Annotated in this window: 27 protein-coding genes; 16 read left to right on the top strand and 11 right to left on the bottom strand. The window is 61.8% G+C overall.

Annotated elements, in window-relative coordinates; genetic code table 11:
* Nucleotides 1–2 precede the first annotated feature (2 nt).
* Genes dprA through ACPYOI_RS21400 form a run of 4 tightly spaced genes read right to left on the bottom strand, consistent with a single transcriptional unit; the run spans nucleotide 3 to nucleotide 4,034 of the window.
* Nucleotides 3–1,148: a DNA-processing protein DprA gene (dprA, locus tag ACPYOI_RS21415; protein ID WP_481417038.1), complete on the bottom strand. Its 1,146-nt coding sequence runs from the start codon at nucleotides 1,146–1,148 to the stop codon at nucleotides 3–5.
* Nucleotide 1,149: 1 nt separating this feature from the next.
* Nucleotides 1,150–1,770 (bottom strand): glycerol-3-phosphate 1-O-acyltransferase PlsY, encoded by a 621-nt coding sequence (gene plsY / locus ACPYOI_RS21410; RefSeq protein ID WP_481417039.1) that lies wholly within the window; start codon nucleotides 1,768–1,770, stop codon nucleotides 1,150–1,152.
* A 21-nt stretch (nucleotides 1,771–1,791) separates the two neighbouring features.
* The gene (locus ACPYOI_RS21405) at nucleotides 1,792–3,081 is read right to left on the bottom strand and encodes a dihydroorotase (RefSeq protein ID WP_481417040.1); all 1,290 of its coding nucleotides are present in this window, start codon (nucleotides 3,079–3,081) and stop codon (nucleotides 1,792–1,794) included.
* A complete protein-coding gene (locus ACPYOI_RS21400) occupies nucleotides 3,078–4,034 on the bottom strand; it encodes an aspartate carbamoyltransferase catalytic subunit (protein ID WP_168829231.1) in 957 nt (318 codons plus the stop codon). Before ACPYOI_RS21400 ends, ACPYOI_RS21405 begins: the two co-directional genes overlap by 4 nt.
* A 177-nt stretch (nucleotides 4,035–4,211) precedes the next feature.
* On the opposite strand from ACPYOI_RS21400, the gene ACPYOI_RS21395 reads away from it, so the two are divergent.
* Nucleotides 4,212–5,861 carry an acyl-CoA dehydrogenase family protein gene (locus ACPYOI_RS21395; protein ID WP_481417042.1) on the top strand — a complete coding sequence of 550 codons (1,650 nt, stop codon included), beginning with the start codon at nucleotides 4,212–4,214 and terminating at the stop codon, nucleotides 5,859–5,861.
* Here ACPYOI_RS21395 and ACPYOI_RS21390 read toward each other — a convergent pair.
* Nucleotides 5,843–6,778 carry an AEC family transporter gene (locus ACPYOI_RS21390; protein WP_481417043.1) on the bottom strand — a complete coding sequence of 312 codons (936 nt, stop codon included), beginning with the start codon at nucleotides 6,776–6,778 and terminating at the stop codon, nucleotides 5,843–5,845. The genes ACPYOI_RS21395 and ACPYOI_RS21390 overlap by 19 nt on opposite strands.
* A 180-nt stretch (nucleotides 6,779–6,958) precedes the next feature.
* On the opposite strand from ACPYOI_RS21390, the gene ACPYOI_RS21385 reads away from it, so the two are divergent.
* The 3 genes from ACPYOI_RS21385 (at nucleotide 6,959) to ACPYOI_RS21375 (ending at nucleotide 8,233) form a co-directional block, all read left to right on the top strand.
* Nucleotides 6,959–7,615 (top strand): TetR/AcrR family transcriptional regulator, encoded by a 657-nt coding sequence (locus ACPYOI_RS21385; protein WP_481417044.1) that lies wholly within the window; start codon nucleotides 6,959–6,961, stop codon nucleotides 7,613–7,615.
* A gap of 124 nt (nucleotides 7,616–7,739) precedes the next feature.
* Nucleotides 7,740–7,910 carry a hypothetical protein gene (locus tag ACPYOI_RS21380; RefSeq protein ID WP_481417045.1) on the top strand — a complete coding sequence of 57 codons (171 nt, stop codon included), beginning with the start codon at nucleotides 7,740–7,742 and terminating at the stop codon, nucleotides 7,908–7,910.
* Nucleotides 7,907–8,233 (top strand): DUF6105 family protein, encoded by a 327-nt coding sequence (locus tag ACPYOI_RS21375; protein WP_481417046.1) that lies wholly within the window; start codon nucleotides 7,907–7,909, stop codon nucleotides 8,231–8,233. Before ACPYOI_RS21380 ends, ACPYOI_RS21375 begins: the two co-directional genes overlap by 4 nt.
* Here ACPYOI_RS21375 and ruvX read toward each other — a convergent pair.
* The gene (gene ruvX / locus ACPYOI_RS21370; protein ID WP_481417047.1) at nucleotides 8,176–8,664 is read right to left on the bottom strand and encodes a Holliday junction resolvase RuvX; all 489 of its coding nucleotides are present in this window, start codon (nucleotides 8,662–8,664) and stop codon (nucleotides 8,176–8,178) included. The two genes, ACPYOI_RS21375 and ruvX, sit on opposite strands and share 58 nt — an antisense overlap.
* A 117-nt stretch (nucleotides 8,665–8,781) precedes the next feature.
* Between ruvX and ACPYOI_RS21365 the strand changes: the two genes are divergently transcribed.
* From ACPYOI_RS21365 to ACPYOI_RS21315, 11 genes are all read left to right on the top strand, one after another.
* Entirely contained in the window at nucleotides 8,782–9,486 is a 705-nt protein-coding gene (locus ACPYOI_RS21365) for a metal-dependent hydrolase (RefSeq protein ID WP_481417048.1), read from the top strand.
* Between the two features lie 70 nt (nucleotides 9,487–9,556).
* Nucleotides 9,557–9,844, top strand: coding sequence for an Asp-tRNA(Asn)/Glu-tRNA(Gln) amidotransferase subunit GatC (gatC, locus tag ACPYOI_RS21360; RefSeq protein WP_481417049.1), 288 nt, complete (start codon nucleotides 9,557–9,559; stop codon nucleotides 9,842–9,844).
* 54 nt (nucleotides 9,845–9,898) lie between these two features.
* On the top strand, nucleotides 9,899–11,380 hold the full coding sequence (gene gatA / locus ACPYOI_RS21355; RefSeq protein ID WP_481423339.1) for an Asp-tRNA(Asn)/Glu-tRNA(Gln) amidotransferase subunit GatA: 1,482 nt from the start codon (nucleotides 9,899–9,901) through the stop codon (nucleotides 11,378–11,380).
* A 20-nt stretch (nucleotides 11,381–11,400) separates the two neighbouring features.
* A complete protein-coding gene (locus tag ACPYOI_RS21350; RefSeq protein ID WP_481417051.1) occupies nucleotides 11,401–11,865 on the top strand; it encodes an N-acetyltransferase family protein in 465 nt (154 codons plus the stop codon).
* 21 nt (nucleotides 11,866–11,886) lie between these two features.
* On the top strand, nucleotides 11,887–12,162 hold the full coding sequence (locus ACPYOI_RS21345) for a hypothetical protein (RefSeq protein WP_481417052.1): 276 nt from the start codon (nucleotides 11,887–11,889) through the stop codon (nucleotides 12,160–12,162).
* A gap of 140 nt (nucleotides 12,163–12,302) precedes the next feature.
* Nucleotides 12,303–12,818: a GNAT family N-acetyltransferase gene (locus ACPYOI_RS21340; protein ID WP_481417053.1), complete on the top strand. Its 516-nt coding sequence runs from the start codon at nucleotides 12,303–12,305 to the stop codon at nucleotides 12,816–12,818.
* A 78-nt stretch (nucleotides 12,819–12,896) separates the two neighbouring features.
* Nucleotides 12,897–14,399, top strand: coding sequence for an Asp-tRNA(Asn)/Glu-tRNA(Gln) amidotransferase subunit GatB (gene gatB, locus ACPYOI_RS21335; RefSeq protein WP_481423338.1), 1,503 nt, complete (start codon nucleotides 12,897–12,899; stop codon nucleotides 14,397–14,399).
* A 69-nt stretch (nucleotides 14,400–14,468) separates the two neighbouring features.
* On the top strand, nucleotides 14,469–14,975 hold the full coding sequence (locus tag ACPYOI_RS21330) for an N-acetyltransferase family protein (protein WP_481417055.1): 507 nt from the start codon (nucleotides 14,469–14,471) through the stop codon (nucleotides 14,973–14,975).
* 7 nt (nucleotides 14,976–14,982) lie between these two features.
* Nucleotides 14,983–15,447 (top strand): GNAT family N-acetyltransferase, encoded by a 465-nt coding sequence (locus ACPYOI_RS21325; RefSeq protein ID WP_481417056.1) that lies wholly within the window; start codon nucleotides 14,983–14,985, stop codon nucleotides 15,445–15,447.
* Between the two features lie 104 nt (nucleotides 15,448–15,551).
* Nucleotides 15,552–15,947, top strand: a complete 396-nt coding sequence (locus tag ACPYOI_RS21320; RefSeq protein ID WP_481417057.1) for an NADH:ubiquinone oxidoreductase subunit NDUFA12 — start codon at nucleotides 15,552–15,554, stop codon at nucleotides 15,945–15,947.
* Between the two features lie 113 nt (nucleotides 15,948–16,060).
* Nucleotides 16,061–16,498: a DUF2155 domain-containing protein gene (locus ACPYOI_RS21315; protein ID WP_481417058.1), complete on the top strand. Its 438-nt coding sequence runs from the start codon at nucleotides 16,061–16,063 to the stop codon at nucleotides 16,496–16,498.
* 18 nt (nucleotides 16,499–16,516) lie between these two features.
* On the opposite strand, the gene aat is transcribed toward ACPYOI_RS21315, so the two are convergent.
* The 5 genes from aat to ACPYOI_RS21290 form a co-directional block, all read right to left on the bottom strand.
* The gene (gene aat / locus ACPYOI_RS21310) at nucleotides 16,517–17,131 is read right to left on the bottom strand and encodes a leucyl/phenylalanyl-tRNA--protein transferase (protein ID WP_481417059.1); all 615 of its coding nucleotides are present in this window, start codon (nucleotides 17,129–17,131) and stop codon (nucleotides 16,517–16,519) included.
* A gap of 4 nt (nucleotides 17,132–17,135) precedes the next feature.
* On the bottom strand, nucleotides 17,136–18,479 hold the full coding sequence (accC, locus tag ACPYOI_RS21305; protein WP_481417060.1) for an acetyl-CoA carboxylase biotin carboxylase subunit: 1,344 nt from the start codon (nucleotides 18,477–18,479) through the stop codon (nucleotides 17,136–17,138).
* A 10-nt stretch (nucleotides 18,480–18,489) separates the two neighbouring features.
* Complete coding sequence (accB, locus tag ACPYOI_RS21300) at nucleotides 18,490–18,960, bottom strand: acetyl-CoA carboxylase biotin carboxyl carrier protein (RefSeq protein ID WP_481417061.1); 471 nt, start codon at nucleotides 18,958–18,960, stop codon at nucleotides 18,490–18,492.
* Between the two features lie 20 nt (nucleotides 18,961–18,980).
* Nucleotides 18,981–19,418 (bottom strand): type II 3-dehydroquinate dehydratase, encoded by a 438-nt coding sequence (gene aroQ, locus ACPYOI_RS21295; protein WP_481417062.1) that lies wholly within the window; start codon nucleotides 19,416–19,418, stop codon nucleotides 18,981–18,983.
* Nucleotides 19,419–19,562: 144 nt separating this feature from the next.
* On the bottom strand, nucleotides 19,563–20,321 hold the full coding sequence (locus ACPYOI_RS21290; RefSeq protein WP_481417063.1) for a DsbA family protein: 759 nt from the start codon (nucleotides 20,319–20,321) through the stop codon (nucleotides 19,563–19,565).
* A 209-nt stretch (nucleotides 20,322–20,530) separates the two neighbouring features.
* Here ACPYOI_RS21290 and ACPYOI_RS21285 point away from each other — a divergent pair, with 209 nt between their 5' ends.
* A complete protein-coding gene (locus ACPYOI_RS21285) occupies nucleotides 20,531–21,688 on the top strand; it encodes a pyridoxal phosphate-dependent aminotransferase (protein WP_481423337.1) in 1,158 nt (385 codons plus the stop codon).
* Nucleotides 21,689–22,105: the final 417 nt, after the last annotated feature.

The raw sequence follows: 22,105 nt of genomic DNA, 5'->3' as shown, positions 1-22,105 counted from the left end.
ACTCAATCCCCCATCGCAAGGGAGACGAGACCGGCCGGATGCCGGTGCAGCCTACCGGCGATATCCAGCTCCAGAAGCACTAGGTAGACAGCGGACGCCGCGAGCCCGGTATGCCGGATAACGTCGTCGATCTCAACCGGTGAAGGCCCGAGCGCCTCGACGATCCGGGTGCGTTCGGAATCGTCGGGCGGCAGCATATCGGGCTCGCCCACGTCCGGCTCCCTGACCGCGGGTGTCGAAAAGAGATCGCGCTGCGAGAGCGGCGCCAGCGCCTCGACCACGTCTTCAGGCGACGTTACGATCATCGCGCCCTCCTTGAGCAGCCCGTTCGTGCCATGGCAGCGCGGATCGAGCGGCGAGCCCGGAACAGCAAAGACCAGCCGTCCGAATTCGCCGGCAAGCCGCGCGGTGATCAACGAGCCGGAACGCGTCGCCGCCTCGACGACCGCGACCCCCAGCGAAACCCCGGCGATCAACCGGTTGCGCCTTGGAAAGTCCCGCGCCCGCGGCTCCCAGCCAAAAGGCATTTCGCTGATGGCGAGCCCGTTGCCGTTCCATATCTCGTCGAGGAGCCCAGTATTTTCTGGAGGGTAGGGCTGGTCGAGCCCGCCGGCCAAGGCGGCGATGGTGCCGGTCTCCAGGCTTGCGCGGTGCGCGGCCGTATCGATCCCGCGGGCGAGGCCCGAAACGACGGTATAGCCGGCGCGCCCGCAATCGCGGGCAATCATGGCGGCGAACTTCGCACCGCTGACCGAGGCGTTTCGGGAGCCGACGATGCCGACAGCCGGGCGGCTCACGGCCGAAAGATGCCCCTTGACGGCAAGCAGGGGCGGCGCGCCTTCGATCTGCCCCAGCGCCTGCGGATAGTCCGGCTCGCCGATGGCGACGAAGCGGGCGCCGAATCTGTGTGCCAGTTCCAGTTCCCGATGCGCCTCGGCCTCGGTTGCAATACGGACGGAGCGAGTCGCGCCCCCGCGCGACGAAAGCTCCGGCAGCATCGAAAGTGCGGCTTCCGCCGAGCCGAAATGATCGATGAGTTGCCGAAAAGTGGCAGGCCCGACATTGTCGGAGCGGATGAGACGCAGCCAGGCGATCTTCTGCCTTTCCGTCAGCGCAATTCCCTTTGGCCTTGCGCTGCTTGCGTCCATCCTATCCCTTCGCCCCGATCTTGCTTTCCGTCCCGCTCAACAGGCGGGAGATGTTGGCCTTGTGCTTGTAGTAGGAGATGACCGTCATGATCGCCATGACGGCTGCAACCTTCTCGGCGCCCAGTATCCACAATGCAACCGGAATGACAAGCATCGCGGTGAGGGCCGCTAACGACGAGTAGCGGAAGATGAAGGCAACGGCGAGCCAGACGGCCGCGAAGACGAGCACGAAGAGCGGGGCGATGCCGAGCAGCGTGCCGATATAGGTGGCGACGCCCTTGCCGCCCTTGAAGCCGAGCCACACCGGGAAGAGGTGACCAAGGAAGGCGAAGAGGCCGGCAATGGCACCTGCCTCAGGACCGGCAATATACCTCATGATCAAGGCCGCTGCTGTGGCCTTCAGCGCATCGAGCAGAAGCGTTGCCGCCGCAAGCTTCTTGTTGCCGGTGCGAAGCACGTTGGTTGCGCCGATGTTGCCTGAACCGATGCTTCTGACGTCACCGAGCCCGGCCGCCCGCGTCAGGATGAGGCCGAAGGGGATCGAGCCCAGCAGATAGCCGATGACGGCAGCCGTGAGCGCCAGCGGCAGCGTGATCTGCCAAGTCGAAAGATCGGAAATCATTGTCCCCTCCGGACCCTGTTCTTAAAGAGAGTGCACACATTGTCCCGCGACATAGGTCGCGACAGCCCGTCCGCTGAAGCGTGCATCCTCGAAAGGCGTGTTCTTCGAGCGAGAGAGAAGCATGTCTTTCGAAACAAGCCAAGGGTCGTCGAGGTCGATGAGCGTGATATCGGCCTTTGCGCCCGGCTTCAAAGTTCCGGCATCGAGGCCGAAGATCTGAGCCGGCCGCGTCGACATCGCATCGATCAGCCGCATCAGGTTCACCTGTCCGCTATGATGCAACCTCAGCGCCGCCGCGAGCATGGTCTCCAGGCCGACGGCGCCGTCGGCCGCCTCGCCGAAGGGCAGGCGCTTGGTATCGACATCCTGCGGGTCATGCGACGAAACGATGATGTCGATCGCGCCGGTCGCCAGTGCATCCACCATTGCGACGCGATCGTCCTCGGAGCGCAGCGGCGGATAGAGCTTGAAGAAGGTCCGGTATTCGCCGATGTCGTTTTCGTTGAGTGCCAGGTTGTTGATCGAGATACCACAGGTGACCTTCGCACCGCGGCTCTTTGCGAGCTGGATCGCTTCGACCGATTCCGGCACCGAAATCATCGCCGCATGATAGTTTCCGCGCGTCAGCTGGGCGATGCGCAGGTCACGTTCCAGCGGGATGAGCTCTGCTTCCTTCGGGATACCGCCGAGGCCGAGCCAGCTCGCGAACAGGCCCTCGTTCATGACGCCGGTTGCGCCGAGATACTTGTCGCGCGTTTCGCAGGAGATGACGGCGCCGAATTCGCGCGCATAGGTCATGACCCTGCGCAGCACCTGCGTGTCGTGCACGCTGGAGCGCCCATCCGTGAAGGCAACCGCTCCGGCTTCCATCAATAGCCCGATCTCGGTCATTTCCTCGCCGGCCAGGTGTTTGGTGATCGCCGCTGCCGGGTAGACGTTGACGAGCGCCTTGTCCTTTGCCGTCTTCTTGACGAATTCGACCAGGGCGATATCGTCGATGACCGGATCGGTATCGGGCATCATGATGATGGAGGTCACACCGCCCGCCGCAGCTGCTCGGCTTGCGGAGGCGATCGTTTCGCGATGTTCGGCACCCGGCTCGCCGATGTGGACGCGCGCATCGACCAGGCCGGGCGTTGCGATCAGACCGCTGCAGTCGCGCACCGTGGCACCTTCCGGCGCACCCTGGTTTTGCGCATCCCTACTGGCCGCGGCAATCACGCCGTCCTTGACGACGATGGTGCCGACTTCATCGAGATTGCGCGAAGGATCGATGATGCGGACATTTTTAAAAACGATGGAGTTGCTCATGCGCCAAGTCCTTCAGTGCGGGGGCCTTGGTTCTGAGAGACAAGCAAAGCCTCCATCACCGCCATGCGCACCGCGACCCCCATTTCCACCTGTTCGGCAATCACGCTCTGGGGACCGTCGGCCACTTCGGAGGATATCTCCACGCCGCGGTTCATGGGTCCCGGATGCATCACCAGCGCGTCGTCCTTGGCCGCCTTCAGCGTTTCGGCGTCGAGACCGTAGAAGTGATAGTATTCGCGCACTGACGGCACGAAGGCGCCGGACATCCGCTCACGCTGCAAGCGCAGCATCATTACCACGTCGGCATCCTTCAGCCCTTCCTTCATCGAATGGAAGACCTCGACGCCCATGTCGGCAATGCCGGCAGGCAAGAGCGTTGCCGGTGCGACGACACGGACGCGCGCGCCCATGGCATTCAGAAGCAGGATGTTCGAGCGGGCAACGCGCGAATGCAGCACATCGCCGCAGATCGCGACGATGATGCGCGACAGCTTGCCCTTGGCGCGGCGGATCGTCAGTGCATCGAGCAGAGCCTGTGTCGGGTGTTCGTGCTGACCGTCGCCGGCGTTGACCACCGAGCAGGAAACCTTCTGGGCCAGCAGCGCCGCGGCACCCGCGCTCGAATGGCGGATGACCAGCACATCGGGCCGCATGGCATTCAGCGTCATCGCCGTATCGATCAGCGTCTCGCCCTTCTTCACCGAGGAATTGCCGACCGACATGTTCATGACGTCGGCGCCGAGGCGCTTTCCGGCGAGTTCGAAGGAGGCTTGCGTGCGTGTCGAGGCTTCGAAGAAGAGATTGATCTGCGTCAGGCCGCGAAGAGTCGACGTCTTCTTCTCTCGCTGGCGGCTGATCTTGACGGCCTCGTCCGCCTTGTCGAGAAGGTAGGTGATATCCTGCTCGGTAAGGCCTTTTATGCCGATGAGGTGGCGGTGGGGAAAGAAGACCATGAACCTGCCTCTTGCTGTGTCAGGCGCTCTATAATGAGTGGAGAGGTGAGGGGCAAGCATGTGCTGTGGGCGAAGGCTCATGTCCTAATGGAATTTTGCGGCAAATCCGTTAGAGCAGGAGGCGGAAAGCGTAACTTCCGGTTTCCTTTTGCCTGCCTCTTGCACTAGAAGCGATTCATGACCTCCGCTGAAGAAAAATTCGCCGAACTGAACCAGCCAAGTCTGTGGTCCGGCATCAATGCCTATCGGTCCGATCCGCTGATCGTCGACCTGACGGCGGGTCTGCCGCGCGGCACGCGCGAGGACCTGGAAAACATGGGCCGTTACGCCACCTCCCCGGAGGCGCAGGAGCTGGCGCGGATGGCAAACCAAGGCACGCCCCAGCTTCGCACGCATGGTCCGCGCGGCGAGCGCCTGGATGTGGTCGAGTTCCATCCCGCATGGCACGCGCTGATGCGCCGCTCCATGTCCGTCGGTCTGCACTCCTCGGTCTGGGACCCGCAAGCGGATGCCGACGCCAAGGATCAGGCACACAAGGTTCGCGCCGCGCGTTTCTATCTGACCGCCCAGCTCGAAACCGGCCATCTTTGCCCGCTGACGATGACGAGCGCTTCGGTCGCGGCACTGTCCGCCTCTCCCGCCGTTCAGAAGGACTGGGCGCCGAAAATCCTATCGCGCAAATACGATTCGTCCAACAAGCCCGCCATGCAGAAAACCGCCGTCACGATCGGCATGGGCATGACGGAAAAGCAGGGCGGCACGGACGTCCGCTCCAACAAGAGCACGGCGGAAAAGGTCAGCGAAGGTATCTACCGCCTGTCCGGCCACAAATGGTTCATGTCCGCGCCGATGAGCGACGCGTTCATCATGTTGGCGCAGACGAAGGAGGGCATGGGCTGCTTCCTGGTTCCGCGCCTGCTGGAAGACGGCTCTGCCAACGGCCTGCAGTTCCAGCGCCTGAAGGATAAGCTCGGCAATCGCTCCAACGCATCTTCCGAAGTCGAGTTCAACGACACCTTCGGTTTCCTGCTTGGCGGTCCGGATGCCGGCATCCGCACGATCCTCGACATGGTGACGCTCACGCGCCTCGACTGCGCGCTGGCCTCTTCCGGCATCATGCGCGCCTCGCTCGCCGAGGCCGTGCACCACACGCGTGGCCGCAGCGTCTTCGGCAAGATGCTCGTCCACCAGCCGATCATGACCCGCGTGCTCGCCGATATGGCGCTCGACGTCGCTGCCGCAACGGCACTCTCCTTCCGTCTCGCGGACGCCTTCGACAAGGCGCGTGGCAATGCTGAAGAGGCAGCCTATGCCCGCGTCATGACGCCGGTCGCCAAGTACTGGTGCTGCAAGATTGCGCCGGCGCTGATCTATGAGGCGATGGAATGCATCGGCGGCAGCGGCTATATCGAGGAACGCCCGATCGCCCGCCATTACCGCGAAGCCCCGGTCAACGCGATCTGGGAAGGCTCCGGCAACGTCATGGCGCTCGATGTGCTGCGCGTGCTGGCGCGCGGCAAGGATCTCTTCGAGACCGTTTTCACCGGCCTCGCGCGCGATCTCGGCCCGGCAGGCAAGAAGACGATCGACGTCCTTCGCGCCGCCATGGCGCTCTGCGAGCGCGACGAGGGGGCGGGCCGCCTGCTGGTCGAGCAGCTTGCACTCGCTGCCGGTGCCGCCGAACTCTATCGGCTCGGGGCGGGTCGCATTGCCGACGCCTTCATCGAGACTCGTCTTGCGGGCGGCTGGCGCTCGACCTACGGCATGCTCGATTCCCGTTTCGACGCCGGATATATCGTCGATCTTCTCTACCCGCCGGCAACATAGGTCGCGGCGGTGAGGACCACCGGGATGGTCACGAACGAAATCGCGGTCTGGATCGTTGCCGCCGCGGCATAGAGCGCAGCGTCTCCGCCCATCTGTTTGGCGAGGACATAGCCGTTCATCGCGGTCGGCACGCCGGCACTTAGGGCGAGCAGCACGAGCGGCTGCCCATGGATGCCGAAGGCGAGACCGATGCCGATCATGAGAGCGGGAAAGGCGAGTAGCTTCAGCAGCACGGATACCAGCGCCACGGAGCGTGGCCGCAGGGCGTCGGAAATTCTGAGCCCCGCGCCGACCATGATGAGACCGAGCCCCAGGGAGGCCCGGGCGACCAGGTCGACCGTGACCATCAGCGGCTCATAGATCGGTATTTGCGCGAGGTTGACGAGAAGCCCGAGCGCGCAGCCGATGATCAGCGGGTTGGTCACGATCTTCACGGCAAATACCCGCAGGTCGCGCGAAGCGCCCGAGAACCACACCAGCATCCCGACATTGATGAGGTTGATCGGAATGATGATGACCGCCATCACCAGCGCGACGATGGCGAGCCCCTGTGACCCCGCAAGCTTTTCCGCTACCGCGAGCGCGATGAACGCATTCCACCGCGTGGCCGTCTGGAAGAGGGAAGTATAGGCCGCCGGTCGGACACCGGCGCGGGCGAGAACGGGCCACAGAGCGAAGACCAGCGCCGACATGACAAGAACGGCGAGGATCGAGACCAGGCTGATCGTGCCCGTCTCCATGCCGGAAAAGTCCGCTTTCGCCAGCGTGAGGAAGAGAAGGGAAGGGAAGAGAACGTAGTAGCCGAGCTGCTCGAGCCCCGGCCAAAGGCTCTCGTTGAGCAATGGACTGCGGCGCAGCCCAACGCCGAGCAAGACAAGAAGAAAGATCGGGAGGATGCTCTCGAAGATAATCAGCATTTGGCGGCTCCGGCACGTCGTGGCCCGGTTTACCGGCTGTACGGATCTTCGCAACCGGTAAATGCCGCCGCGGAAATGCTTTTCTCCACAGGGCTTTTGGTCCGCAGGCATCCTCGCCCGTTGTCCGGCTCTGTGCGAGTTGCTAATCACCGTCGGGTGACAGGGCTGGGTTGAAAAGCAATGCTGATTGATGAAGCAGCGGCTGTGGCGCCTTTGGCGGCGCCGGTGCCGGAAAAGCGCGTGCGTGACCGCGGCGCGACCGAGAAGACGATTCTCAAGGCAGCGAAGGCGCTGCTGGCGGAGGAGGGTTTCCAGAATTTCGGCATCAATGCCGTCGCCCGCCGCGCCGGATGCGACAAGCAGCTGATCTATCGCTATTACGGCGGCCTGAACGGCCTTGTCGAGACGATCGGCGCCGATCTCGGCACCTGGGTCAGGGACCGGATTCCGGAAGACACAGGCGGCATGTTCCTGCTCACCTATGGCGATCTCATGGAGCGCTTGGCGCTGTTGTTTCTGGAGGCGCTTCGCGACGACCCGCTGATGCGCCGCATCGTCGCCTGGGAGGTTTCCGAGAATACCGAGCAGGTGAGGCGGCTTGCCGAAGCCCGCTCGAAGGCACTGTCGCAATGGCTGGAGCGCATGCGCGGCTCGCTTGCGCCGCCGAAGGGCGTCGATGCAGTCGCCATCAACGCGATCCTGATCGCCGCCATCCAGCATCTTGTCCTCTCCGCTGCTGCGGGCGGCCAGTGCGCCGGTCTGGCGCTGAAGACCCCGAAGGACTGGGAGAAGGCCGCAACGGCGCTGAAGCGCATCGTGCGCGGCGTCTACGGCTGAGCCGCTGCTCGTGTCATGATCCACAGGCGGCAGCTCGCCCGTTAACCTTAACAAATGGTTTACGTTGCGCCCTGCCGGTTAAGGGGACAGGGTATCCGCAGTCTAAATCTTAGCTGTCAGGATCATGGGAACCAAAGCCGCCAAAGCCGCATTGCTCCTTGCCGCGATGATGTTTTTCGCGGTGCTTGCGCTGGACATTGCTGTGCCTGCGCTGGTCCTGAGCGTCATGGCACTGTCGATCTGGGCGGTCACCCTCGACCTGCCTGAGTTCAGGCAAAGAGGGGAGACCGCATGAAGTGGTTCCTGATCTTCTGGTTGGGACCGATCGTCTTTCTCGGCGGCTGGTACTGGCTCTCCTACTACGACATGAACTTCGGGATCTTCATGCTGACGCGTCAGGTCCATGACCTGACCTTCCAGATTTACGGAAAAATCCTCGGCGTGCCGCCGGAGACCATCCCGCCGCTGGTCGCCCGGGCGATCGCCGTCGACAGTCTGGTTGTCTTGGCCATCCTGGGCTTCCGCAGACGCAAGACGATGATCGCCTGGTGGAAGGTGCGTCAGGCGTCGAAATCCTCTGATCTGCCGAGCAGCGAGAGCCTGTCGAGCGCCCCCTGAAGAATGAAGCTTGCCGCTGCCGAATCAATCCGCTCGGCGCGCTTGGCACGTGACACGTCCATTTCCAACAGCGCCCGCTCGGCCGCCACCGTCGAAAGCCGTTCATCCCAATAGACGAAGGGCAGGGCGGTTTTCTGCTCCATGTTGCGCACGAAGGCCCTCGTTGCCTGCACGCGCGGACCTGCAGAGCCATCCATGTTTATCGGCAGGCCGATCACGAAACCGGCTACTTTCTCGCTGGCGGCAAAGGCAAGCAGTGCTTCGGCGTCGATCGTGAACTTCTGCCGCTTGATGACGGGGCGCGGGGTCGCGAAACGCCGCCCGAGATCGGACATCGCAAGACCGATCGTCTTCGTGCCCAGATCGAGTCCGGCGATCGCCTGTCCGGGCGGAAGCATTGCCGCCAGTTCCTCGATCGTCAGCACCGTCATTGTCGTCCATCCTGTCAAAAGAAATTGAAGCACTTACCGCTTTTCTTTGCGGCTGTAACGGATATGTCCATAGCAACCCAATCCAGTTTTTGCATCACGTAACAAAAGGAGAGTTTCATGAAGATTACCTGGCTAGGCCATTCCGCCTTCCGCATCGAAACGGCAAAGGCGAAGATCCTGCTCGACCCGTTCCTGACGCACAATCCGTCTTTTGCCGGTCAGAGCCTCAAGGATGTCTCCGCAGGTGTCACCCATATCCTGCTCACCCACGGCCATGGCGATCATGTCGGCGATACCGTCGCAATCGCCAAGGAGACCGGAGCCGTTGTTCTCGCCAACGCCGATCTGGCGTCCTGGCTCGGCTCCAAGGGTCTTTCGAAGCTTGAAATGGGCAACACGGGTGGCACGATCTCGCTCGGCGGCTTCTCGGCCACGTTCACCAATGCGCTGCATTCCTCCGCACAGATCACCGAGGATGGCGTCTCCCACGCGCTCGGCAATGCCAACGGCCTGATGCTGCATTTCGATGATGAAGCCTCGATCTTCGCGATGGGCGATACCGACATCTTCTCCGACATGGCGCTGATCAACGAACTGCATCAGCCGGATATCGGCCTCGTGCCGGTCGGCGACCGCTTCACCATGGGCGGTGCCGTCGCTGCGCTCGCCTGCCAGCGCTACTTCAATTTCAAGACGGCAATCCCCTGCCATTACGGCACCTTCCCGATCATTGACCAGACGGCCGACAAGTTCGTCTCCGGCATGGAGGGGGCGAAGGCCGCGGTGAAGGCGATGAAGCCCGGCGAGACGCTGTCCATCTAAGCAAAACCCCGTTGCACTGGGCGGACATGGTCTTTATAGCGGGTGGGAAATTTCCCATTCGGAGAATGCCATGTCCGTCGACTTTGCCACCGTTAAGCGCGTTGCGCGCCTTGCCCGTATTGCCGTCTCGGAAGAAGAGGCAAACCGCATGGTTGGCGAGCTGAACGGTATTCTCGGCTTCGTCGAGCAGCTTTCGGAAGTGAACGTCGAAGGCGTCGAGGCGATGACCTCGGTCACGCCTATGGACATGAAGAAGCGCAGCGACGCGGTGACGGACGGCAACAAGGCTGCCGATATCGTTTCCAATGCGCCGCTCACCGATCAGAATTTCTTCCTGGTGCCTAAAGTCGTCGAATAAGGCCCGCTGCCGCTTTCCGACTCCGTTGCCATTCCAGATTTGAAGCGAAACATCATGAGCGAACTCACCAGCCTCACCATTGCCGAAGCCCGCGAGAAGCTGCGTGCCAAGGAAATCAAAGCCGTCGAACTGACCGAGGCCTATATCTCGGCGATCGAGGCGGCAAACGAGAAGCTCAACGCCTATGTGAAGGTCACGCCCGAGAAGGCGCTGCAGATGGCCGAAGTGTCGGATGCTCGCCTGGCCGGCGGCAAGGCAGGCGCGCTTGAGGGCATTCCGCTCGGCATCAAGGATCTCTTCGCAACGGAAGGCATCCACACCCAGGCCTGCAGCCATATCCTCGACGGCTTCAAGCCGCATTACGAATCGACCGTCACCCAGAACCTCTGGGACGACGGCGCCGTCATGCTCGGCAAGCTCAACATGGATGAGTTCGCCATGGGTTCGTCCAACGAGACGTCCTATTACGGCGCGGTCATCAATCCCTGGCGCTCGGCCGGCTCCAACCAGCAGCTCGTTCCGGGCGGCTCGTCCGGCGGTTCAGCCGCTGCCGTTGCCGCACATCTCTGCGCAGGCGCCACGGCAACCGACACCGGCGGCTCGATCCGTCAGCCGGCAGCCTTCACCGGCACTGTCGGCATCAAGCCGACCTATGGCCGCTGCTCGCGCTGGGGCACCGTTGCCTTTGCCTCCTCGCTCGACCAGGCAGGCCCGATCGCTCGCGACGTGCGCGATGCCGCAATCCTTCTGAAGTCGATGGCGTCAGTCGATCCCAAGGACACGACCTCCGTCGACCTGCCGGTGCCGGATTACGAAGCCTCCCTCGGCAAGTCGCTGAAGGGCATGAAGATCGGCATTCCGAACGAGTACAGGGTCGACGGCATGCCCGAGGAAATCGAAACGCTCTGGCAGCAGGGCATCGCCTGGCTGAAGGACGGAGGGGCCGAGATCGTCGACATCTCGCTGCCGCACACGAAGTATGCACTTCCGGCCTACTACATCGTCGCCCCGGCCGAAGCGTCCTCGAACCTCGCTCGCTATGATGGCGTGCGCTACGGCCTGCGCGTCGACGGCAAGGACATCGTCGACCTATACGAGAAGACCCGCGCCGCGGGCTTCGGCAAGGAAGTCAAGCGCCGCATCATGATCGGCACCTATGTGCTTTCGGCCGGTTACTACGATGCCTACTACATCAAGGCGCAGAAGGTCCGTACGCTCATCAAGCGCGATTTCGAACTGGCGTTCAATGCCGGCGTTGATGCCATCCTGACGCCCGCCACGCCCTCGTCTGCCTTCGGCGTCGCCGATGAGAATCTCGCATCCGACCCGGTCAAGATGTACCTGAACGATATCTTCACGGTGACGGTCAACATGGCGGGTCTCCCGGGCATCGCTGTCCCCGCTGGCCTCGATCACCAGGGCCTGCCGCTCGGCCTCCAGCTCATCGGCAAGCCCTTCGACGAAGAAACCCTCTTCAAGACCGCGCACGTCATCGAACAGGCCGCCGGCAAATTCACGCCGGCCAAGTGGTGGTAAGCGGACTTACAATTCGGAAAATGACCGTCGCCGACCACCAACTGGTCGGCGACATCGGTTTTGCGGCATGGCTGTCCAGCAGCCAGGGTGAAGCGGAGTTCGGCGACCGCGACATCGTCGAAGCCGCGCGGAAGGCATTCCTCGATTATCCCGCATCGGCCAAGGGCCACGTTGCCGTAGCCGAAATCGCCGGAAGACTGGCCGGATGGGGCGCCTGCGAAGACGCGCCCGATTATATTTCCGATCTTTGGATCGATCCTGCCTATCAGGGCCGCGGTGTAGGCTCGGCGCTTCTCCGGCATTTCCTGACGCGCATTGCAGCGGCAGGGTTCAAGGTCGCCAAGATCGACACGCGGGCGACAAACGCTGGTGCTATCCGTCTTTATGAGCGGAATGGCTTTTCGATCGTCTGGCGCGGTGTCGAGCGCGACCTAAGTCTTGGCATAGACCTCGACAAGGTCAACCTGGAAAAGCATCTGGGCTAGGCAGCGCGCAGGGAGGCGTTCATGTCGAAATCTGATCTTGCCAATCTCATCGAAGCCTTCGATCGCCTCGCGGCCGCCGGCTTTTCCGTGGGCGGGCAATGGCAGGCCGTCCATGAGATCTGCCAGAGCCGTGAAGGCGAAAGCCCCTTCGATTGGGGACACGCCATCTGTCACCGCATCGAAGGCGACGACTGGAATGCCGATTACTGGTACTGGCGCGCTGGCAAGCGGCGGGGTGGGGGCTCTGTCGCTGAGGAATGGGCGGCGATGAAGGCCGAGCTTTCGGCCGGTCTTTGAGACGTGGCTCCGACCGGAGAGGTCGCAGTCAAGCTGCGGCCGGTTTCGGGGAGCGCTCACAAAAACGGTGGGCCAACTGCGCAAATTAATAGAAAAGCCGCTGATTAGGTGCTCTACTCGTTGCGTCGAACGGGGGTTCCATGATCCACACTCGCAATGCCCACGAGGGCGAAGCGGACCTTTTGAGTGAGATTGGCCTCAGAGCCTGGCAAAGGGCCATGGCGGCGATGGGCGAGTCGGATGCGCTGCTGGATGCGGCGCGGAGCGCTTTTGTGTATTTCACGCAAAGCAACTGGCTGACGATTACGGTCGCCGAGCTTAACGGCCAGATTGCCGGCTGGGGAGCGCGCGAACGGCTGGATGAGACGATTTCCGATTTCTGGATCGATCCGGCCTATACCCGTCAGGGTCTAGGCTCGGCGCTTCTGCAGCGGATCGAAAAGGACATCGCCGAGCAGGGCTTCGAAAAGGCGGCGATGCAGACGCATTCGGGTAATACCGAGGCGATCAGCTTCTTCCAGAAGCATGGCTATGCCATCCATTGGCTTTCGGTCGCCTACAATCCCAAGCTCGACCGCGACGTGCCGTCGGTCGGATTGAGCAAGGACTTCGAACCCGAGGGCGACGGCAGTTACGGTCCAGGCCCTGGCATCTGATGTGCCGAAAGCCTTGCACCGGCAGACCATTTCCGTTACCTCACCAGATGAAAAGAACAGCCTTCCAAAGAGCATCAAATGACCATTGTCGACGTTCGCACGCCTGATCCGAAACGCTTCATTCCCGGCGCCACCGGTGACTGGGAGGTCATCATCGGCATGGAGGTCCATGCGCAGGTGCTGTCGAATTCGAAGCTCTTCTCCGGCGCCTCGACCGAATTCGGCAAGCCGCAGAATTCCAACGTCTCGCTCGTCGATGCCGCCATGCCCGGCATGCTGCCTGTTATCAACGAGGAATGCGTCAGGCAGGCGGTGCGTACCGGTCTCGGGCTGAAAGCCCAGATCAACAAGCGCTCGCTCTTCGACCGCAAGAACTATTTCTATCCCGACCTGCCGCAAGGCTATCAGATCTCGCAGTACAAGGATCCGATCGTCGGCGAGGGCAAGATCGTGATTTCTCTCGGTCCCGACCGCCAAGGCCAGTTCGAGGATATCGAGATCGGCATCGAGCGCCTGCATCTGGAACAGGACGCCGGCAAGTCGCTGCACGACCAGCATGCCACCATGTCCTACGTGGACCTCAACCGCTCGGGCGTCGCGCTGATGGAAATCGTCTCGAAGCCAGACATGCGCTCTTCCGACGAAGCCAAGGCCTACATGACTAAGCTGCGCTCGATCGTTCGCTATCTCGGCACCTGCGATGGCAACATGGACGAAGGCTCGATGCGTGCCGACGTCAACGTTTCCGTCCGTCGCCCGGGTGAAGCTTTCGGCACGCGTTGCGAGATCAAGAACGTCAACTCCATCCGCTTCATCGGCCAGGCGATCGAATACGAAGCCCGCCGCCAGATCGGCATTCTGGAAGACGGCGGCACGATCGATCAGGAGACACGGCTTTTCGATCCGAACAAGGGCGAGACCCGTTCCATGCGATCCAAGGAAGATGCGCACGACTACCGCTACTTCCCCGATCCGGACCTGCTGCCGCTTGAATTCGACGATGCCTTCATCAAGGCTCTCGAAGCGCACCTGCCGGAGCTGCCGGACGACAAGAAGGAACGCTTCGTGCGCGACCTCGGCCTGTCGGTCTATGACGCGTCCGTCCTCGTTTCCGAGAAGGCGATTGCCGATTACTTCGAAGCCGTGGCCGAAGGCCGCGACGGCAAGACGGCAGCAAACTGGGTGATCAACGATCTTCTCGGCGCCTTGAACAGGACCGGCAAGGACATTGAGGACACTCCGGTTTCGCCAGCACAGCTGGGCGCGATCATCGATCTCATCAAGGCCGAAACGATTTCCGGCAAGATCGCCAAGGACCTGTTCGAGATCGTCCTCAATGAGGGTGGTGACCCGGCTGACATCGTCGAGGCCCGCGGTATGAAGCAGGTGACTGACACCGGCGCCATCGAGAAGGCCGTTGACGAGATCATCGCCGCCAACCCCGATCAGGTCGCCAAGGTCCAGGCCAAGCCGACGCTCGCCGGCTGGTTCGTCGGCCAGGTCATGAAGGCGACGGGCGGCAAGGCAAACCCGCAGGCCGTCCAGGCTCTCGTCAAGGCGAAGCTCGGTATCGAGGAATAGGCGCGATCAGCGGCGCCCTTTTCTCAGCTTCCGCCGTCCTTGGGCGCGGTCCTGCCATGGAAAGTACGAATGGTCTATTTTGTCCGCACAGCTGGCGAGCGTGATCTCGAGACGATCCGTGGCTTGCTGGTCGAGAGCTTTCATGCCGCCTACGACGGCTTCTACGGCGATGCGAAGGTCGACGAGCTTGTCGCTCATCTTTTTTCGCCCGCCGCGTTGAAGGCGCGGTTGTCCAGAAAGAATGCCGAGTTTCTAGTTGCCGACAGCGGCAAGGATATCGGCGCGGTCGGCTATGCGGCAATGTCCGCGGAGATGGCGAAGACCGCGATCTTGCATCTCCTCTATGTGCGCCCGTCGCTGCAACGTCAGGGAATCGGGCGGGACATGTTCGCCGAGCTGGAAACCTGCTTCCCGAACGCGGAGATCATGCGGCTCGAGGTCGAGCCGAAGAACGAAGAGGCCATAAGCTTCTACAACCGGCTGGGATTCGTCGAGGTGGGACGCAACGAGAATATCGGTCCCGGCCAGTCAGGCATTCCGAGCCTCATCCTTGAAAAGCGCCTGCAGGCGCACTGAGCATCCGATGCCGAACGATCTCATCATCCGCCAGGCCCGCGAAACCGACCTGCCTGCATTGATCGCGCTCTTTGCCGCCGACGATATCGGCGGGCATGGCGACACGACCGATGCAGCTGCCTTTCCCGATTACGCCAGAGCTGTCGCTGGGATCGCCGCTTCGCCGGACCAGGCGCTCTATGTCGCCGAGAAGGCCGGCGAGGTCGTCGGCACCTTCCAGATATCGATCGCGACAACGCTGACGGGGCGCGGCGCATCCTTCATGATAATCGAAGCAGTTCAGACGCGCGGGGATGTGCGCGGTCAGGGCATCGGCGGACAGATGATCGAATTCTGCATCGCACAAGCAAAAGGCCGTGGCCTTGCGCGTGTCCAGTTGATCTCGAACGCCAAGCGCAAGGATGCCCACAGGTTCTACGAGCGCCTGGGATTCGTGCAGTCGCATCTGGGCTTCAAGATGGCCCTGAAGTGAGGCGTCGCCGCTCGGGAATCGCTGGACAATCCGGCATTCCGGCGGCATAAGCGAAGGATCGAATTCCCGACCCGCTTGACCTTCGGCAAGCACAAGGAAAAGACATGAAGAAGTTCCTGCTGCACGTTTTCACCTGGTGGAATTATTACACCCTTGGCACCCTGTACGCCCTGCGCAAATTCAAGCGCGTCGGCGAGGATGAGTTCGGTAACGTCTATTACGAAGGCGGCCTGTCTTCCTACGGTCTGCCGAAGCGCTGGGTGATCTATAACGGTTATGCCGAAGCGTCCGCCATTCCGCCGGGCTGGCACGGCTGGATGCATCACCGCACCGACACTCCGCCGTCCAAGGAAAACTATGTCGCCAAGGAATGGCAGAAGGCGCACCGCCCAAATCTTACGGGGACCGCTCAGGCCTATCGTCCGCCGGGCTCGCTTGCCGCTTCCGGCGAGCGCCCGCGGGTGACCGGCGACTACGACGCCTGGACGCCGGGCAACTGATAACGCACCGTGGGTCGGGCCATGCGGCCCGGCTTTTGGCCACAATTGACCTTTACCCGCAGGTTGGCCGCAGCAGCTGCGGCTCCTATCCAATGCGGTGGAGACGCGCAGATATGAAGCTTTTCACGCGGAATCAGATCCTGCGTGCCGCCGGCTTGGCGCTGGCGCTTGGCTCCTCTTTGCTGCCGCAGGCGGCGTCCGCCGCGCGCATCAACAATCCCGTCGCAGTCTTTTCCGGCCTCGACAAGATCACCGGTCGCATCACGACGTTCGATGTCTATGTAAACGAGACCGTGCAGTTCGGTGCGCTCCAGGTCACGCCGAAGGCCTGCTATTCGCGTGACCAGGCGGAAGCGCAGAAAATTGACGGCTTTGTCGAGGTTGATGAGATCACGCTCGACCGGAAGATCCGCCGGATCTTCAGCGGCTGGATGTTCGCCGACAGTCCCGGCCTCAACGCCGTCGAACACCCGATCTACGACGTCTGGCTGAAAGACTGCAAGCAGAACTCCGACGTCCCGCCGCCGGACAGCGCGGCGACGGCGCAGTAAAGCGGCTTCGGCTCGCGCTTAAAACTCCAGATGCGGCGATTGCATCGCGGAGGCCAGCATCACCGCATAGTCCTCTTTATTAACGTCGATGGCGCCGAAGGTCTTCAGATGTTCGGTCGTGAATTGCGTGTCGAGCAGAGTGAAGCCGCTGTCGCGTAACCGCTCGACCAGATAGACGAGGCAGATCTTCGAGGCGTCGGTGCGGCGGGAGAACATGCTTTCGCCGAAGAAGGCCGAGCCGAGCGAGACGCCGTAAAGGCCGCCGACCAGCCAGCCGTCCTCCCAGGCCTCGACGGAATGGGCATGGCCCATCCGATGCAGCGTGGAATAGAGCGATCGGATGGTATGGTTGATCCAAGTGCTCGGCCGGTCGGAGGTTGCCTCGGCGCAAGCCGCGATCACCGCGTCGAAATCATAGTTGAAACGGATGTCGAATGGCTTCTTGCGGATGGTCTTCGCAAGGCTTTTCGAAACATGAAAGTCATCGAGCGGCAGCACGCCGCGAAGTTCCGGTTCGACCCAGAAGATTTCCGGATCATCGGCCGATTCCGCCATCGGAAACAGGCCGATGGAGTAGGCGCGCAGGAGGATCTCCGGGGTGATGCCTGGGGACTTCCTGCGCGATCCTGCCATCCCGTTATGCCGAATGGTTGGCCAGGTAGTGCTCCAGCCAGTGGATATCATAATCGCCGTTGGCGATATCCTGATTGGACACGAGATCCTGGAACAGCGGTAGCGTCGTCTTGATGCCGTCGACGACAAACTCGTCGAGAGCACGGCGCAGGCGCATCATGCATTCCACACGCGTCCGTCCGTGCACGATCAACTTGCCTATGAGACTATCATAGTACGGCGGGATCTTATAGCCTTGGTAGGCGCCGCTATCGATACGCACGCCGAGGCCGCCCGGCGCATGGAAATGCGTGATCGTACCGGGCGAGGGCACGAAGGTGCGCGGATCCTCGGCGTTGATACGGCATTCGATCGCGTGGCCCTCGAAGGTGACCTCCTCCTGCTTGACGGAGAGACCGCGGCCGGACGCGACGCGGATCTGTTCGTGCACGAGGTCGATACCGGTGATCGCTTCGGTCACCGGATGCTCGACCTGCAGGCGGGTGTTCATCTCGATGAAATAGAACTCGCCGTTCTCGTAGAGGAATTCGATCGTTCCGGCGCCGCGATATTTCATCTTCTTCATGGCGTCGGCGCAGACCTGGCCGATCTTCATGCGCTGCTCGACGTTGAGAGCCGGGGAGTTTGCCTCTTCCCAGACCTTCTGGTGGCGGCGCTGCAAGGAGCAGTCGCGTTCGCCGAGATGGATCGCATTGCCTTCGCCGTCGCCGAAAACCTGGACTTCGATGTGCCGCGGCTTGCCGAGGTATTTTTCCATGTAAACCGCGGGATTGCCGAAGGCTGCAGCCGCTTCCGAGCGGGCCGTGTTCAGCGCTTCGTCGAGATCGGCCTCGGTCTTGGCGACCTTCATGCCGCGCCCGCCGCCGCCGGCCGTCGCCTTGATAAGAACCGGGAAGCCGATCTTGCGGGCCGTTTCCAGCGCATTCTCGGCAGTAACCTCACCGTCGGAGCCCGGAACGACGGGAATGCCGAGTTGCTGCGCCGTCTGCTTGGCGGTGATCTTGTCACCCATAAGGCGGATATGCTCCGCCGTCGGCCCGATGAAGGTGATGCCGTGGGCTTCGAGGATGTCGGCGAACTTGGCGTTTTCCGAAAGGAAGCCGTAGCCCGGATGCACGGCGTCGGCGCCGGTGATTTCGCAGGCGGCAACGATCTGATGGATGTTCAGGTAGCTATCACGCGACGGCGGCGGGCCGATGCAGACGCTCTCGTCTGCAAGGCGCACATGCATGGCATCGGCGTCGGCTGTGGAGTGCACGACGACGCACGGGATGCCGAGCTCCTTGCAGGCGCGCAGCACGCGCAGCGCAATTTCCCCGCGATTGGCAATGAGGATTTTGGAGACCATGACGCCCGCCTTATTCGATGACGACGAGGAGCTGGCCATATTCGACGGGCTGTCCGTCCTCGACTAGGATCTCCGTGACCTTCCCGGACTTCGGAGACGGAATCTGGTTCATCGTCTTCATCGCTTCGATGATGAGCAGCGTCTGGCCTTCCTTGACGGTCGAGCCTACTTCGATGAAGGCGCGGGCGCCCGGTGCCGGAGCCATGTAAGCGGTGCCGACCATCGGTGCGTTGATGGTGTTCGCCGGGTTACGCGTCGCTGCTGCCGGAGCGGCTGCCGGTTGCGGTGCGGCTGCGGAAGAGGCGGCTGCCGCATAGGCCGGCGCGGCGATCGGCGCCTGGACATACTGCGTGGTGGCGCGCGAAACGCGGATGCGCAAATCTTCTTGCTCGACTTCGATTTCCGTCAGGTCCGTGTCGTTGAGGATGTTTGCGAGATCGCGGATCAGCGCCTGATCGATACCTTTTTTCGTCTCAGCCATGAGTGTGCCCTGTCTTCTTCTTATGCCGTGAGGTTCTTCAGCGCCTGCAGCGCCAGGATGTAGCTATAGGGGCCAAAGCCGCAGATCACGCCCTTTACAGCCGGCGCGATCATCGATTTGTGGCGGAATTCTTCGCGTGCATGCACGTTCGAGATATGGAGCTCGATCACCGGAATGGAAATGGCGCGGATTGCATCGTGCAGCGCAACCGACGTGTGCGTGTAGGCGCCGGCATTGATCGCAACGCCTGCCGCCTTGTCTTGCGCCTCGTGGAACCAGTCGACAAGGACGCCTTCATGATTGCTCTGGCGGAAATCGATTTCGAAGCCAAGGTCACGGCCAGCCGCCTTGCAATCCGCCTCGATATCCTTGAGCGTCTTTCCACCATAGATGCCGGGTTCTCGTTTGCCGAGCATGTTCAGGTTAGGTCCGTTCAGGACGAAAATAGTCTGCGTCATCGAATGTTCCGTCAAAATCACGAGGGCCACCTATAGACTCCCCATGTCTTTAAAGAAAGCCCCTTGGGGAGGGCAGCCGAAATCGTGCCATATTTGTCCACATGGCTGAAACACTTGGATTTTGGCGAATTGATGGGCGCCGCCTCAGCAGCTCGTCTTCCCGCAGGCGCGCATGTTTTTCACCTTGGCCTCAAGATCGTCGAAACCGACCGCGCCCTGCACCAGCTCGTTGCCGATGACATAGGAGGGGGTGCCGCTGATGCCGAGCTTCTGCGCCAGCTCGTAGGCTCCTTCGACGGAGGCGGTGTCCGGGCTCTTCTTCATTTCGTCACGGATCTGCATCTCGCTGACGCCGAGCGATGTTGCGACTGCGATGGCGCTGTCCTCGTCCGCACGGCCGTCGCCGCCAAGCAGGGCGACATGGAACTGTCCGTACTTTTCCGGAGCGAGCTTGCGGAAGGCATCCGAAACCTTATGAGCGGCGACCGATTCCGGCCCGAGGATCGGGAATTCCTTCAGCACGAAGCGGACGTTCTTGTCCTTTTCGAGCATGGCCTGCATGTCGGACAGGGCGTGACGGCAGTAGCCGCAATTGTAGTCGAAGAACTCGACGATGGTGACGTCGCCCTTCGGATTGCCGATCGTCATGTCGTATTTCGCGTTGAAGATATCCTTGCCGTTCTCCGCGATCGCCTGATTGGCTTTCACAGAGCGGGCTTCCTGCTGCTTCTTCTGCAGGGCATCCTGCACCTCGAGCATGATTTCCGGGTTCTGAATCAGGTATTCCTTGATGAACTCGCCGAATTCCTTCTTCTGCGCGTCATCGAGGGCAGCTGCCGGAAAAGGCAGGGCAACGCTTGCGGCGAGTGCGAGGGCGGTGAATGTTTTCGCAAAGAAGGTCATTTTGATCCTCGTCTTCGGCAGATGGGCCGATTTTGCTGCGATTCACTATCGCCGCGTTCCCAGGTTGAGCCCCAAAGCATCACGTTAAGGCGCGAGCTACAGTCCTCAAACAGGATTTTTTCGCAGGCGCGACGCAATCGCGGGATTGTGATGAACTCAATATTGCGTCAATTGTCTGGCCGCAAGTGAACATCCGGAGATATGCAGCCTTGTTTTCCGTATCGAAACGCAGCGAAGTCGAGCCTTTCCACGCCATGGACGTGCTGGCGGAGGCGACCAGAAGGCGCGCAAACGGCCATCCGGTCATCTCCATGGCCGTCGGCCAGCCTTCCCATCCGGCCCCGCAGACAGCGCTCGAGGCCGCGCGCGCAGCGCTGGCCGACGGCAGGATCGGCTATACCGACGCGCTCGGCACCGCGCGGCTGAAAAGCGCGCTTTCCTTGCACTACCGCGACCGGCACGGGCTTGACGTCAATCCCATGCGGATCGCCGTCACCACCGGCTCCTCGGCGGGCTTCAATCTTGCGTTCCTTTCGCTTTTCGATGCCGGCGATGCCGTGGCGATCGCGAGGCCCGGCTATCCGGCCTACCGCAATATTCTCGGCGCGCTCGGCCTGAAAGTCCTCGAAGTGCCGGTAACCGCCGAGACGCATTTCACGATGACGCCGGAAAGCCTGGAGGCCGCGCAGCAGGAAAGCGGCGTGAGACTGAAAGGGGTTCTGCTTGCAAGCCCCGCCAACCCGACCGGCACGGTGACGGGAAGGGACGCGCTGAAGGCGCTGGCCGATTATTGCGCCGCCAATTCGATCGCCTTCATCTCCGACGAAATCTATCACGGCCTGACATTCGCCGGCCAGGAAACGAGCGCCCTGGAGCTGACAGGCGAGGCGATCATCATCAACTCCTTCTCGAAATATTATTGCATGACCGGCTGGCGGATCGGCTGGATGGTGTTGCCGGAGCGGCTTGTCCGGCCTATCGAACGGGTGGCGCAAAGCCTCTACATCTCGCCGCCGGAGCTTTCCCAGATCGCCGCCACGGCGGCCCTCGGCGCTGCGGCGGAACTCGACGTCTACAAGGCGAGCTATGCCAGAAACCGCGATTTCCTGATGAGGCGGCTTCCCGAAATCGGCCTTTCGATCGCTTCGCCGATGGACGGCGCGTTCTATGCCTATGTCGATATCACGCGGTTCACCAACGACAGCATGGCCTTTGCCAAGCGGATGCTGGCGGAAATCGACGTGGCCGCGACACCCGGATTCGACTTTGATCCGCTGGAGGGCAGCCGGACGATGCGCATGTCCTATGCGGGGTCCGAGGCGGAAATCGCCGAGGCGGTGGAGCGCATCGCGGGATGGCTGAAATAGGGCCTGCTGCCCGTGGCTTGTGAGCAGTTCTGAAAGCATTTTCGGAAGTTATTGAATGAGGCCGGTCGTGCGCACGGCTTTCCGTTCACGCGATGAATCCATCCGTGCCTTGCATCTGCATTCAACTCGGACGGGGCGCTGGAAATTGCCTCGTTGAGTAGAAGTATATGGCGCTTCCCAGCGCCCCGTTCGGCGGTTTTTATCCGCAACTCCGGTCTCTCTGCTCGGATACCGGCGCCGCCGGTCCGTCTGTGTGCCCCACAGGCACGCCCGAAATCACCCGGCCGGCATTTTCGCCCGGCCGCCGTTTCGGAGGGAGACCATTTTCTGCGGACCCGAATGTAGGAGCTTACGTCGTTCTCCTGCAGCCGGCGCCGGTCCCGTCTCGCCGCGACGCCTCGCGGTGTATCCGTGACG

The sequence above is a fragment of the Rhizobium sp. SVR5-2C genome, assembly GCF_056755115.1.
This window is presented reverse-complemented; position numbering and strand designations above follow the sequence as displayed.